13 protein-coding genes are annotated in these 12,776 nt (G+C 69.8%); 8 read left to right on the top strand and 5 right to left on the bottom strand.

The window, feature by feature from the left end; genetic code table 11:
- Positions 1-4: 4 nt before the first annotated feature.
- Positions 5-895, bottom strand: a complete 891-nt coding sequence (locus ABD727_RS08965; RefSeq protein ID WP_344707061.1) for an SPOR domain-containing protein — start codon at positions 893-895, stop codon at positions 5-7.
- Positions 896-1,015: 120 nt separating this feature from the next.
- Between ABD727_RS08965 and ABD727_RS08960 the strand changes: the two genes are divergently transcribed.
- The 3 genes from ABD727_RS08960 to ABD727_RS08950 are packed head-to-tail and all read left to right on the top strand — an operon-like array spanning position 1,016 to position 3,781.
- Positions 1,016-1,735, top strand: a complete 720-nt coding sequence (locus ABD727_RS08960) for an AAA family ATPase (protein ID WP_344707060.1) — start codon at positions 1,016-1,018, stop codon at positions 1,733-1,735.
- Positions 1,736-1,755: 20 nt separating this feature from the next.
- Entirely contained in the window at positions 1,756-2,454 is a 699-nt protein-coding gene (locus tag ABD727_RS08955; RefSeq protein WP_425566806.1) for a hypothetical protein, read from the top strand.
- A 4-nt stretch (positions 2,455-2,458) separates the two neighbouring features.
- Positions 2,459-3,781, top strand: coding sequence for an SPOR domain-containing protein (locus tag ABD727_RS08950; RefSeq protein ID WP_344707058.1), 1,323 nt, complete (start codon positions 2,459-2,461; stop codon positions 3,779-3,781).
- A gap of 15 nt (positions 3,782-3,796) precedes the next feature.
- Here ABD727_RS08950 and ABD727_RS08945 read toward each other — a convergent pair whose 3' ends face one another.
- The 4 genes from ABD727_RS08945 to ABD727_RS08930 are packed head-to-tail and all read right to left on the bottom strand — an operon-like array spanning position 3,797 to position 6,854.
- Entirely contained in the window at positions 3,797-4,669 is an 873-nt protein-coding gene (locus ABD727_RS08945; protein ID WP_344707057.1) for an aspartate carbamoyltransferase catalytic subunit, read from the bottom strand.
- Between the two features lie 11 nt (positions 4,670-4,680).
- Positions 4,681-5,154 (bottom strand): Holliday junction resolvase RuvX, encoded by a 474-nt coding sequence (ruvX, locus tag ABD727_RS08940; protein WP_344707056.1) that lies wholly within the window; start codon positions 5,152-5,154, stop codon positions 4,681-4,683.
- Positions 5,151-6,275, bottom strand: a complete 1,125-nt coding sequence (locus ABD727_RS08935; protein ID WP_344707055.1) for a DUF3089 domain-containing protein — start codon at positions 6,273-6,275, stop codon at positions 5,151-5,153. Before ABD727_RS08935 ends, ruvX begins: the two co-directional genes overlap by 4 nt.
- A 45-nt stretch (positions 6,276-6,320) precedes the next feature.
- Positions 6,321-6,854, bottom strand: coding sequence for a DUF4334 domain-containing protein (locus tag ABD727_RS08930; protein ID WP_344707054.1), 534 nt, complete (start codon positions 6,852-6,854; stop codon positions 6,321-6,323).
- A gap of 118 nt (positions 6,855-6,972) precedes the next feature.
- Here ABD727_RS08930 and ABD727_RS08925 point away from each other — a divergent pair, with 118 nt between their 5' ends.
- The 5 genes from ABD727_RS08925 to ABD727_RS08905 all read left to right on the top strand — a co-directional run bounded on the left by ABD727_RS08925 (position 6,973) and on the right by ABD727_RS08905 (position 12,576).
- Complete coding sequence (locus ABD727_RS08925) at positions 6,973-7,605, top strand: hypothetical protein (protein ID WP_344707053.1); 633 nt, start codon at positions 6,973-6,975, stop codon at positions 7,603-7,605.
- 66 nt (positions 7,606-7,671) lie between these two features.
- Complete coding sequence (gene gatC / locus ABD727_RS08920; RefSeq protein WP_344707052.1) at positions 7,672-7,974, top strand: Asp-tRNA(Asn)/Glu-tRNA(Gln) amidotransferase subunit GatC; 303 nt, start codon at positions 7,672-7,674, stop codon at positions 7,972-7,974.
- A complete protein-coding gene (gatA, locus tag ABD727_RS08915; protein ID WP_344707051.1) occupies positions 7,974-9,455 on the top strand; it encodes an Asp-tRNA(Asn)/Glu-tRNA(Gln) amidotransferase subunit GatA in 1,482 nt (493 codons plus the stop codon). Before gatC ends, gatA begins: the two co-directional genes overlap by 1 nt.
- A complete protein-coding gene (gene gatB, locus ABD727_RS08910) occupies positions 9,455-10,930 on the top strand; it encodes an Asp-tRNA(Asn)/Glu-tRNA(Gln) amidotransferase subunit GatB (protein ID WP_344707050.1) in 1,476 nt (491 codons plus the stop codon). Before gatA ends, gatB begins: the two co-directional genes overlap by 1 nt.
- A 32-nt stretch (positions 10,931-10,962) precedes the next feature.
- Positions 10,963-12,576 (top strand): alkaline phosphatase family protein, encoded by a 1,614-nt coding sequence (locus ABD727_RS08905; protein WP_344707049.1) that lies wholly within the window; start codon positions 10,963-10,965, stop codon positions 12,574-12,576.
- Positions 12,577-12,776 lie beyond the last annotated feature (200 nt).

Genomic DNA, 12,776 nt, shown 5'->3' with positions numbered 1-12,776 from the left:
CCGGTCAGCGCGCCGCGACGGGAAAGCAGGGCTGGGGACGAAGCGCGGCGCAGGCGGCGCTGGCCTGCGCCCGAGTCGCATAGGGGCCGACCTGAAGCCGGGTCATCGTGCCCGACGGGACCAGCGTCATCGATGCGCCGCCGAGCTTTGGCGAGAGACGGGCGAAGAGCGACGTCGCCGCCGAGGAATCGCGAAACGCGCCGAGCTGCACCCGGAAGGCACCCTGCGGCGCGGGCCTTGCCGCGACGGCAGGCGTGGCGGGAGTGGGGCTTCGAGCAGCAAGCTTCGCCGAGGTCCTGCGACCGGACTTCGACCCGGCGGCAGGGGCGGGGGCGGCCGGCTTCGCGACCATGACTTGCGCGAGCGCGACGCCCTTCTTGCGCTCGTCCAGCGGGATGAGCTGGTCCATCTCGCCGAGCGTCACCCTGGCCGGGGCGAGACCCTGCGCGGCGGCGCGGCTGACGAAGGCATAGGCCCGCGCCCGATCCTCCGGCACGCCGTCGCCGTTGAACAGCGCCGTGCCATAGACCAGCATCGCTCGCGGCTCGCCTGCCTGCGCCGCCTGGCCGAGCCAGCGCAGGGCACCGGCGCGATTGCCGTTCTGGAAGAGCAGCAGGCCGAGGCTGGTCTGCGCCTCGAGGTGGCCGCCACGCGCCGCCTGTTCGTAGTAGCGCTGCGCCGCCGCGAGGTCCGCCGGGACACCGCGCCCGAGCTTGTAGGCCTGGCCGAGATTGAAGGCGGCGTCGGCGCTGCCATTCTGCGCAAGCGGCTTCCAGATCGCCACTGCCTGCGGGTAGCGGCCCTCGGTCCAAGCCTGGATGCCGGTGCGAACGTCCTGCCCCAATGCTTGCGAGGCAAGCCCCAGCAGCACGCTTCCGACCACGATCCGACGCATCCACAGCCCTCCCGAAACGGCGTCATCCTAGATCAGGGTCGCAGCGCCGTTAACCTGATTTTAGGCCGGCGGCCCCATTCCGATGTCCATAGGGATAGCACCTTACCCAAGGGGATCGGAATGCGCGTTCTGGCTATGGCATCGCAGAAGGGGGGATCGGGCAAGACCACGCTCTCCGGCCACCTCGCGGTGCAGGCACAATTGGCGGGCGCGGGCCCCGTCTGCCTGATCGACATCGATCCGCAGGGCAGTCTTGCCGACTGGTGGAACGAGCGCGAGACGGAAATGCCCGCCTTCGCCCAGACCACCGTCGCCCGTCTCGCGAGCGATCTCGAGGTGCTTCGCCAGCAGGGCTTCCGCCTTGCGGTGATCGACACTCCACCGGCCATCACCATGGCGATCCAGAGCGTCATCGCGGTGGCCGAGCTGATCGTCATCCCGACCCGTCCGAGCCCGCACGACCTGCGCGCCGTCGGCGCCACGGTCGACCTGTGCGAGCGTGCCGGCAAGCCGCTGATCTTCGTGGTCAACGCGGCGACGCCGAAGGCCAAGATCACCTACGAGGCCGCGGTCGCGCTGTCGCAGCACGGCACCGTCGCCCCGGTCACGCTTCACCACCGCACCGACTTCGCCGCCTCGATGATCGACGGCCGCACGGTCATGGAAGTCGATCCCAAGGGCAAGTCGGCCAAGGAAGTGGTCGAGCTGTGGGAGTATATCTCCGACCGCCTCGAGAAGAATTTCCGTCGCACCGTGTTTGCGGCGCCGAACGCGGCGCCGGGCATCGGTCAGGCCAGTCCGCGGCCGGTCGGTGGCTTCGGCCGCCGAGTTGTCGGCTAACAAGGGGCGTATCTCCCATGATGAAGAGCGAACCCAAGCCCTTCGCCTCGCTGTCCTCCGGGCTGCTTGCCCGCAAGGGCGCGGCGCGGCCGGCAATGCGGCCCCAAGGCTTCGGCCAGATGGGCAGCAATCTCGAGGACCTCGGCTGGAACGACATGGGCTTCGAGCCGCCCAAGCCGGTGCTCGCCCCGATCGGGTCCGAGGAGGAGGCCAGCCGTCTCCGTCCGAACCCGGTCACCGGCCTCAGTCCGGCGAGCCCGGTCCACGCGGTCCATGAGGAACTGGTTCAGCGCCTCGGCAACGAGGTCGAGGACGACGAGCAGGACGAGACGGCCGAGCCGGTTCCGGCCGATTCGCCGCCGCTCGGCGAGGTTCTGGCAATGCCGGTCCGCTCCGAGCCGGCCGAGATCGTCGAGCCCGTCCAGATCGTCGAGCCCGTCGCTGCGGAGCCTGTCCTGGTCCAGCGCAAGGTTGCCGCGCCGGTCAGCGTTCCCGCTCCGGCACTGCCGAAGTCGCGACGCGCCGTTGCCGCCAAGGGTAAGGCCGCCTTCACCCTCCGCCTCGATGCGGATCGCCACCTCAAGCTGAGGCTCGCCTGTGCCGTCACCGGTACGTCGGCCCAGCAACTGGTTACCCGGGCGCTCGACGAGCTGCTCGCGTCCATGCCCGAACTCGAAGCCATGGCCCAGCGCGCCCCCGAGCGCGCACACAGGAGCTGAACCGATGCGTAAGCCTTCCAACGCTCTCCTGGTCGCCTCCAGCATCGCGCTGGCCGTCCCGATCACCGGTTGCGCGATGGGAGGCGGTCCGCGCTCCTTCGCCGGCAAGGTCGACATGGGCAATGTCGGGCTCGCCATGCGGGCTCAGGCCGCGATCGAGAAGGGCGATTCGGCAAGCGCGATCCAGCTCGCCGAGAAGGCGGTCGAGAACAGCCCGACCGACGGCGGCTTTCGCGCGCTGCTCGGCAATGCCTATCTCGCCGGCGGTCGCTTCCGCTCGGCCGAGGCCGCTTACGCCGACGCGCTTGCGCTTTATCCGAACCAGGCGGGCGTTCCGCTGAAGCTGGCGCTGGCCCAGGCGGCGCAGGGCAAGGCCGACGCCGCCACTGCGACCCTCGACAGCTTTTCCGCGATGATCGACCCGGCCGACGCCGGCCTGGCGCTGGCGCTCGGCGGGCGTCCCGGTGCGGCGATCGAACTGCTCGACCAGGCTGCCCGCTCCGCCGGTGCCGACGGCCGGGTCCGCCAGAATCTCGCGCTGGCCCATGCGCTGGCCGGAGACTGGCAGCGCGCCCGCAGCGTCGCTGCGCAGGATCTCACCGGCGACCAGCTCGAGGCGCGGATGAGCGAATGGGCGACCTTCGCCCGTCCGAGCGCCGCCGGTTCGCAGGTCGCGCTGATGCTCGGCCTCAAGCCCGCTGTCGCCGACCAAGGGCAGCCCGCAAGGCTGGCCCTCAAGGGCAAGGGTACGCCGGTTCGAATGGCGGTCGCCGAGCAGCCCAGCGTGGCCGTGGTCGCGGCCCCGGTCGCGGAGCCCGTCGCGGTCGCTCAGGCCGATGTTTCCCCGGCACCGAGCCTCTCGTCGCCGATCGCCGGACCGATGCCCGAGGTCGCCTCGGTCGAGCCGGTCGCAGCGCCGGTGGCCGTGGCCGAAGCCTCGCCCGACGTCGCAGACATGGTCGACAGCCTCCGCCGCGAGCCGATCCGTGCGTCGGGTGCGCTGCCCAAGGTAGCGCAGCTCCGCCGCTCGGCCGCCAAGCGCTTCGGCAAGAGCCAGGCGGTCGTCCAGCTCGGGGCCTATGCCACCCAGGCCGGGGTCAAGGCGGGCTGGAACAATGTCGCCAAGCGCCATGCCTCGCTCCGCAGCTACGTTCCGGCCTCGGCGCGCTTCGCCGGTCCGCGCGGAACGGTATACCGGCTGAGCCTCAAGGGCTTCGCCAGCGACTCGGAAGCCCGCAACCTGTGCATGGAGCTGAAGGCCAAGGGGGCGAGCTGCTTCGTCCGTACCGCCGCCGGCGACTCGCCGGTCCGCTTCGCCAGCCGCTAGGATTGCGCTGGTCGGCTAGCGGCCGACCAGATGCTCGAGCACGGCCATTCGCATCGCGACGCCGTTCGCCACTTGGCGGAGGATGAGCGAGCGGCCGGGCAGGTCGGCGACCTCGTCGGCGATCTCGACACCGCGGTTCATCGGGCCCGGATGGAGCACCACCGAATCCGGACGCGCCCGGGCGAGCCGCTCGAGCGTAAGTCCGTGGAGGCGGAGATATTCGCCCGGCGCGTCGCCGAGCTCCTCGTCGAGCCGCTCGCGCTGCACCCGGAGCATCATCACCGCGTCGGCACCGTCGAGCGCCGAGTCGAAGCTCATGCAGCCGGGCGGGACCAGCCGGTCGGGACCTGCCAGCCGCACTTCGACCCCGAGCCGTTCGAGCAGCTTGGCGTTGGAGCGGGCGACCCGGCTGTGGCGGATGTCGCCGACAATCGCGACGCGGCGGCCGTCGAGGCTCCCGAAATGCTGGGTGAGCGTGAGCGCGTCGAGAAGCGCCTGAGTCGGATGCTCGTTGGTCCCGTCGCCGGCATTGACGACCGGGCAGTCGACGAGGCTCGCGACCTCGGCCGCGGCGCCGTCATGCCGATGGCGGAGTACCAGCGCGTCGGGTCCCATGGCCCCCAGCGTCCGGGCGGTGTCGGCGAGCGTCTCGCCCTTCTTCACGCTCGAATGCTCGACCGAGAGGGTGATCGCCTGCGCGCCGAGACGCGCCGCCGCCTGCGCGAAGCTCATCGCGGTGCGGGTGCTGTTCTCGTAGAAGCAGTTGAAGACGGTGCATCCGGCCAGCCGGCCAGCGCCGAGGGCCGGGTCGGCGGCGAAGGCCGCGCCGCGTTCGAGAAGCTGCGCGATGGCAGCGTCATCCAGCGAGTCGATCGAGAGAAGGTGCACGAGGGCGCTTGCTAGCCCTGCCGCGGGAGATTGCAAAGCGCGTCGATCGCGCCCTGCAGGATGTGCGCCGCGGCGAGCTTGTCGACCGCGTCGGCGCGCTTCGAGCGGCTGACATCGGCGGCGATCATCGCCCGCTCGACCGCCTGCGTCGACCAGCGCTCGTCCCACAGCAGCACCGGCAGGCCGAGCGGGCCGAGGTTGCGGGCAAAGGCGCGGACCGACTGGGTGCGCGGGCTGTCGCTGCCGTCCATGTTGAGCGGAAGGCCGACCGCGAGGCCGCGCACCGCGTGCCGTGCGACGAAGGTCCGGAGCGCTTCGAGATCGAACGTGAACTTGGTCCGGCGGATGGTCTCGGCAGGGCCGGCGAAGCTCCAGCCCTTGTCGCACAGCGCGAGGCCGATCGTCTTGGTACCGACATCGAGTCCGGCCAGCACCCCGCCGTCGGGAAGCGCTGCGACGAAGTCGGCGGCCGAGGCGGTGATCATGGCCGCCAAGCGCCCAGCCGCCGCGCAAGGTCGAGCCGGACGTCGCCCCAGAACAGCGCGACGTCGTAGACATGGTAGTTGTTGCCCGGAAGCACATAGGGCCCGAGGTCGGGCAGCTTGTTGTCGGGGCCGTCGATCATCAGGAAGCCGCGCTCGCAGCGGGCGCCGACCTGACCGGGCGTGAAGGTCGCGTCGGCGAGGTTCTGATCGGTCGGGACGGTGGTCCCCGCGCTCTGGTCGGGGCGGCTCGCGGCGGCGGTGCCGGTCACCGGGTTGACGCACAGCATGTCCTCGCGCCGGCGCGGCTGGCCGTTGAAGCCGGTCGAGCCATTGTAGACCCCGGTGATGAGGTCGGTGTTGGCCGGGTCCTTGAAGCTCTGCCAGCTGAGGATGCACCCGGCCTGGTCGGCGCGGGTACAGGCCGGAAGCCCCATGGCGGGGATGTCCGCGGCGACGCTGACCGGCCAGCCGATTACATAGGCCGCGACGATCCGCCGGGCGAGCGCCGGATCCCTTGCAATCCGTTCGCGAAGCAGCCGGGTGAGGTGGAGCCCGCCCTGGCTGTGGCCGGCGAGCACGATTGGCCCGTCGGGCACCTGCGACAGGAAGCGATCAAAGGCGCGCGCCACGTCCGAATAAGCGAGGTCGAGCGCCTTGGTCGCATCTTCGCCGGTGTCGAGGAAGGCGCCGAATGCAGCCTGGCGATATTTCGGGGCGTAGACGCTGGTCTGGCCGAAGGCGCTCCCCTGGCTGCGCACGAAGAGCCGCGCCCGGTCCTGGCTTTCCTTGTCGCCGAGCGGCGCGTTCCAGCGGTCGCGCTGCAGGTAGGTGGTCGGGTGGATGTAGAAGGTCGCGGCCGGTCGCAACGCGATCGCCTGGGGCACATAGCCCTTCGGCTGCCAGCTTGCGGGACCGGGCGGGACGGTGTCGGGCAGGTTGAGCCAGTTCTCGATCCGGACATAGTCTGGACCGCTCGCCGCCGGCGGTGCCTTGAACTCGACCGTCGGAAGCGCGACCGAGCGGGCAATGAACCGCTGGCCGTACTGCCAGATGGCGAAACTTCCTCCGACCACCAGCAGGGTGAGGAAGAAGATGACGAGCAGGAAGCGGCGGGCACACATGGGCTCGCGACCTAGGGGGCGTGCTCCCGCCCCGCAACCCGCCAGTCAGGCCCGCCGAAGGGTGAATAGGTAGGGCTCAGCCTGACCGCGGATGTCCATCGCGCCGAGCAGCCGGTCCTCGTCCACCCGGCGGAAGCAGTCGACGATCGGCAGCTGGTCGTAGAGCATCGCGGCCGAGGTCACGCCGCGGTAGCTGACCGGCCGGAGCCGGGCATGCGGACGCCCGGTCCGGAGTAGCGGCAGGAGCGATCGGAACAGAGCGGCGCCCGCCGCAGACCGGGCCAGCCGCGGGAAACGCGCGACCAGGCCAAGCGGCATCAGCCCCGGATTGCCGGCGAAGCGTCTTCCGCGATGCTCGAACAGCAAGGGGTCGACGTCGTCGATCGAGCGGAACTCCTTGCCCCACCAGCCCGACGGCTCAAGCAGTCCGTCGAAGGGATGGCCGGTCGCAATCTCGGCGCCCTTCCAGCGGCCGATCAGCTCTTCCGGCAAGAGCGGCGGCAGCGCATCGTAGAGCGCGAGCGCCGCGGGCAGGGAGGCGGCCCGGCCAAGCTCCTCGAGGCGATCGGCGAAGGTCATCCAGCGCAGCCTAGCAGCCGCTCTGCCTTCTCCAAGAGGGTCGAAAATTCACCTGCCGTTCAAGCAACTTGGCCGAAGAGCGGGGGGTATAGGCCGGGGGGCAGTACGGAGCGTGTCCATGTCGCTTGTTCGCAATCTCACCCTCGCCGCGATCGGCGCCTTCGGGCTCGCCGGCTGCTCGACCTACGGATCCTATGGCGGCGTCGGAGTCGGTGTCGGCTCGGGCTATTATGATCCTTATGGCGGCTACGGCAGCTATGGCGGCTATGGCTCGCCTTACGGCGGCTACGGTGCCTACGGGTCGCCCTATGGTGGCTACGGCTATGGTTCGCCCTACGGCGGCTATTCGCCTTATGGCGGTTATGGTGGCTACGGTTCGCCTTACGGCTGGTACAACGGCTATTATTATCCGGGCACCGGCGGCTACGTCTACGATCGCCAGCGCCGCACCTACCCGCTGACCGACGCGCTTCGCCGCCGCTACGAGGAGCAGCGTGTCCTCGAGCGCCGCAGCCAGGCGACCCAGCAGCAGGTCCGGGCCTACCGGACCGAGCGCCGCGACGACCGCCGCGACTATCGCCAGGAGCGGCGCCGTGACCGTGCCGCGGTCCAGGGCGGGACGGTGACCCAGGAGCAGTATCGCGCCGACCGCCAGCAGGACCGCCGCGAATACCGCCAGGACCAGCGCGAGGACCGCCGCGTGCTCAGCCGCGCGATCCGTGACCAGCGCAAGGAGCGCAAGCCCGACTAAGCCCCTCGGGGCGGGGACAGGCGAGGGGGAGTTGAAGCACCGGCTCCCCCTCGCTAACGCGCCTTTATGTCCGTCGATACCGCCACCGTGCGGCACATCGCCAAGCTTGCGCGGCTCCAGATGAGCGACGCGGAAGTCGAGGCGCTGGTGCCCGAACTCAACAACATCCTCGGCTGGGTCGAGCAGCTCGGCGAAGTCGACACGACCGGCGTCGAGCCGCTCGCCACCGTCATCGACCAGAAGCTGCGGCTTCGCGATGACGTGATCGACGCCGACCCGCTGACCGGCGGCAACGTCCGCGACAAGGTGCTGCTGAACGCCCCCGACGCCCAGCACGGCTTCTTCGCCGTCCCCAAGGTGATCGAATAGTGGCCGACCTCACCGCCCTCACGCTGACCCAGCTCCGCGACGGCTTTCGTGCCGGTGACTTCTCCGCTCGCGAGATCGCCGAGCAGTATAATGCCGCGGTCGCGGCCGCCCGCACGCTCAACGCCTATACGGTCGAGACTCCCGAGGACGCGCTCGCCTGCGCCAACACGGCCGACGCCGGGCGCCAGTCGGGCGACCTCAAGCCGCTGTCGGGTATTCCGCTCGGAATCAAGGACCTGTTCGCGACCGAGGGCGTCGACACGACCTCGGGCTCGAACATCCTCAAGGGCTTTAAGCCGCCCTACGAGAGCACGGTCTCGGCAAAGCTCCGCGAGGCCGGCGCCGGAATGCTCGGCAAGCTCAACATGGACGAGTTCGCGATGGGCTCGTCGAACGAGACCAGCGCCTACGGTCCGGTTATCAGCCCTTGGAAGCGGAGCGACGGTGGCAACGCCTCGCTGACCCCGGGCGGAAGCTCGGGCGGGTCGGCGGCGGCGGTCGCGGCGGGGCTTGCTCCGGGCGTCACCGGCACCGACACCGGCGGCTCGATCCGCCAGCCCGCGGCCTTCACCGGGATCACGGGGATCAAGCCGACTTACGGCCGCTGCAGCCGCTGGGGCATCGTTAGCTTCGCCTCGTCGCTCGACCAGGCCGGCCCGATGAGCCGCACGGTGCGCGACTGCGCGATCCTCTTGGAAGCGATGAGCGGCTTCGATCCCAAGGACGCGACCTCGCTCGACGCGCCGGTCCCGGCGTGGGAACAGGGCCTGTCGAGCGATCTCAAAGGCAAGCGCGTCGGCATTCCGAAGGAATATCGGATCGACGGCGTTCCGGACGAGATCAACGCGCTGTGGGACCAGGGGATCGCCTGGCTCAGGGATGCAGGCGCGACGATCGTCGACATCTCGCTTCCGCACACCAAATATGCGCTTCCGACCTATTACATCATCGCGCCGGCCGAGGCTTCGTCCAACCTCGCCCGCTATGACGGGGTCCGCTACGGGCTTCGCGAGGCGCCGGAAGGCGGCAACCTCGACGCCATGTATGCCGCGACCCGCGCCGCGGGCTTCGGCACCGAGGTCAAGCGCCGGATCATGATCGGCACCTACGTCCTCTCGGCCGGTTTCTACGACGCCTATTTCACCAAGGCGCAGCGCGTCCGCGCGCTGATCAAGCAGGACTTCGCCCGCGCGTTCGAGCAGTGCGACATCATCCTGACCCCGACCGCGCCGAGCGCCGCCTTCGGAATCGGCGAGAAGATGAGCGATCCGCTGGCGATGTATCTGAACGACGTCTTCGCCGTGCCCGCCAGCCTCGCCGGCCTGCCCGCGATGAGCGTGCCCGGTGGCCTCGACAGCCAGGGCCTGCCGCTGGGCCTTCACCTGATCGGCCGCGAGATGGACGAGCAGGGCGTGCTGAACGCCGGTCTGGCGATTGAAGAACGCGCGGGCTTCACCGCGCGTCCGGGGAAGTGGTGGTAATGGCCGACGCGAACGCACCTTATCGCATCAAGGGCGAAACTGGCGAGTGGGAGGTCGTGGTCGGCCTCGAGGTCCACGCCCAGGTGACCTCCAATGCCAAGCTGTTCAGCGGCGCTGCGACCGCCTTCGGGGCCGAGCCGAACACGCAGGTCAGCCTCGTCGACGCCGCGATGCCCGGCATGCTGCCGATCCCGAACAAGGAGTGCATCCGGCAGGCGGTCCGAACCGGGCTCGCGATCGACGCGCAGATCAACAAGTGGTCGCGCTTCGACCGGAAGAACTATTTCTACGCCGATCTGCCGCAGGGCTACCAGATCAGCCAGCTCTATCATCCGCTGGTGGGCGAGGGCTCGGTCACTGTCCTCGTCGACGAGAAGGACGAGGCGAGCGCGCGTACCATCGGCGTCGAGCGGATCCACGTCGAGCAGGACGCGGGCAAGCTGATGCACGACCAGCATCCGACGATGAGCTACGTCGACCTCAATCGCTCGGGCGTCGCGCTGATGGAGATCGTCTCCAAGCCCGACCTCCGCTCGCCCGCCGAAGCCGGGGCCTATCTCCGCAAGCTGCGCGCCATCCTTCGCTACGTCGGCTCGTGCGACGGCAACATGGAAGAGGGCTCGATGCGCGCCGACGTCAACGTCTCGGTGCGCAAGCCCGGAGCCGAGTTCGGAACCCGGACCGAGACCAAGAACGTCAACTCGGTCCGCTTCGTGCAGCAGGTGATCGAGCTCGAGGCCCGCCGCCAGATCGAGCTGATCGAGGAGGGTGGCAGCGTCGTCCAGGAAACTCGGCTCTATGATCCCGACAAGGGCGAGACGCGGTCGCTGCGGTCGAAGGAAGACGCGCACGACTATCGCTACTTCCCCGATCCCGACCTGCTCCCGCTCGAGCTCGACGACCAGTTCATCGCGGACTGCCGCGCGTCGCTGCCCGAACTGCCCGACGCCAAGCGTAAGCGCTACGAGGCGAGCGGCATCACCCCCTACAATGCCAGCGTGCTGACCGCCGAGGTCGAGACCGCGCGCTGGTTCGACGCCTTGCTCGACGCCGGCGCCGAGCCGGTCCGGGCCGCCAACTGGGTCAATGCGGAGCTGTTCGGCGCGCTCAATCGGCTGGGCCGGGACATCGCCGATTGCCCGGTGACGCCGACGCAGGCCACCGAGCTTCTCGGCCTCGTCGCCGACGGCACGATCAGCGGCACCATCGCCAAGACCGTATTCGAGAAGATGCTCGAGAGCGGCGACGGCGCCAATGCGATCGTCGAGCGCGAAGGCCTCAAGCAGACCAGCGACACCGGCGCGATCGACGCCGAGATCGACCGGATCCTCGAGGCCAATGCCGACAAGGTCGCCCAGTATCGGGAGGGCAAGGTCCAGCTGTTCGGCTTCTTCGTCGGCCAGACGATGAAGGCGATGGCGGGCAAGGCCAACCCGGGCGTGGTCAACGAGCGGCTGAAGGCGAAGCTGGGCTAGTTACCCGCTTCGCAGCGGGGTAGGAGAGGGCGATGCGTACCTTCCTCCTCGCCGCCTCCGCGCTTGTCGCCGTTCCCGCCGCCGCCCAGCAGCCGTCGCGGAGCCCCAAGCTGATCGTCGCCATTTCGGTCGACCAGCTGTCGAGTGACCTGTTCGAAGCCTATCGCCCGCACTTCACCGGCGGGTTCAAGAGGCTGATCGACCGCGGGGTGGTCTTCGCCAACGGCTACCAGAGCCATGCCGCGACCGAGACCTGTCCGGGCCATTCGACCCTTCTGACCGGGCGGCACCCGGCAGCGAACGGGATCGTCGCCAACAACTGGATCGACCAGGGCGCGGCGCGGTCGGACAAGAGCATCTACTGCGCCGAGGACGAGCGGGTCGCGGGCTCCTCGTCGAAGGATTATAGCGTCAGCCCCGAGCACCTCCGCGCCTCGACATTGGGCGACCGGCTGAAGGCAGCCGATCCGCGCAGCCGCAACGTCGCGGTCGCGGGCAAGGACCGCGCCGCGGTGATGATGGGCGGACGCGCGGTCGACCAGCGCTACTATTGGGACGGCAAGGGCTGGGCGAGCGACCGCAAGGACGCCGCCGTGCCGAGGATCGTCACCGACTTCCGCTCCTCCTTCGCCGCGAGCCTCGCCGCCCCGCGTTCCGCGCTGGTCCCGCCGCCGCTCTGCCAAGCCCGCGCCACGCCCTACCAGGTGAGCCCGACGGTGACGGTCGGCAATGGCACCCTCGGCCGCGCGGCGGGCGACGCCCGTGCCTTGCGCGCCTCGCCCGAGATCGACGGGGCGACGCTGGCGCTGGCCGCCGCGCTGACCCAGCAGATGGGGCTCGGCCAGGGGCCTGCGACCGACGTCCTCTCGGTCGGCCTCAGCGCGACCGACTATGTCGGGCATAGCTACGGCTGGGGCGGGCAGGAGATGTGCCTGCAGATGCTCGTGCTCGACGGTGAGCTCGGCCGCTTCCTCGCCTGGCTCGACACCCGCAAAGTCGACTATGCGGTGGTGCTGTCGGCCGACCATGGCGGGCTCGACCTCGTCGAGCGGCTCCGCGCTAACGGCAATACCGCCGCCGAGCGGGCCGACCCGGGCCTTGCCGCGGGCGAAGTCGGCAAGCTGCTCGGGCCCCAGGTCGGGCGCAGCGGCGCCGTGCTGCTCGGCGAGGGGGTGGGCGGCGACGTCTGGCTCGACCGCGCCATTCCCGCCGCCGACCGCCCCCGCATCCTTGCCGCCGCGGTCACCCGCTACAGGGCGCACCGGCAGGTCGAGGCGGTATTCACCGCGGCCGAGCTCGCTCGCTTGCCGGTCCCGTCGGGCGACCCCAGCCGCTGGACCATCCAGCAGCGGGTGCGGGCCTCGTTCGACGCGGGCCGCTCGGGCGACTTCATCGTCGTCCTCAAGCCCTATGTCAGCACCGTCGCAAGGCCCGGGCCCGGCTACACCGCGAGCCACGGCACCCCCCACGACTATGACCGGCGGGTGCCGATCGTCTTCATGGCCCCCGGCCTCGCCCCGGCGGCGCCGACCGGGGCCGCGGACACGGTCGACATCCTGCCCACGCTGGCGAGCTGGGTCGGGCTGAAGCTCGACCAGGGTTCGGTCGACGGGACCTGCCGCCGCGAGGCCGCCGCCTGCCGCTAGGGCGCGAAGTTCTCGAAGTTCTCGAAGTTCACAGGGTGCGGGGGTCTCGCGAGGACCCGAAGTTCTCGAAGTTCACAGGGTGCGGGGGTTCCGCGCTCTTTGTCCCCTGGTGGCTGGCGAAGATGGTGGCCGGAAGCATCACCGGATCACCACATCATGCGAAATCCTACTAGGCAAGAGGTTGCCATTTGGCATCATCG

The organism is Sphingomonas swuensis, from assembly GCF_039538045.1.
GTDB lineage: Bacteria > Pseudomonadota > Alphaproteobacteria > Sphingomonadales > Sphingomonadaceae > Sphingomicrobium > Sphingomicrobium swuense.
Note: the sequence above shows the minus strand (reverse complement) of the source record. Positions and strands in the feature narration are given on the sequence as shown.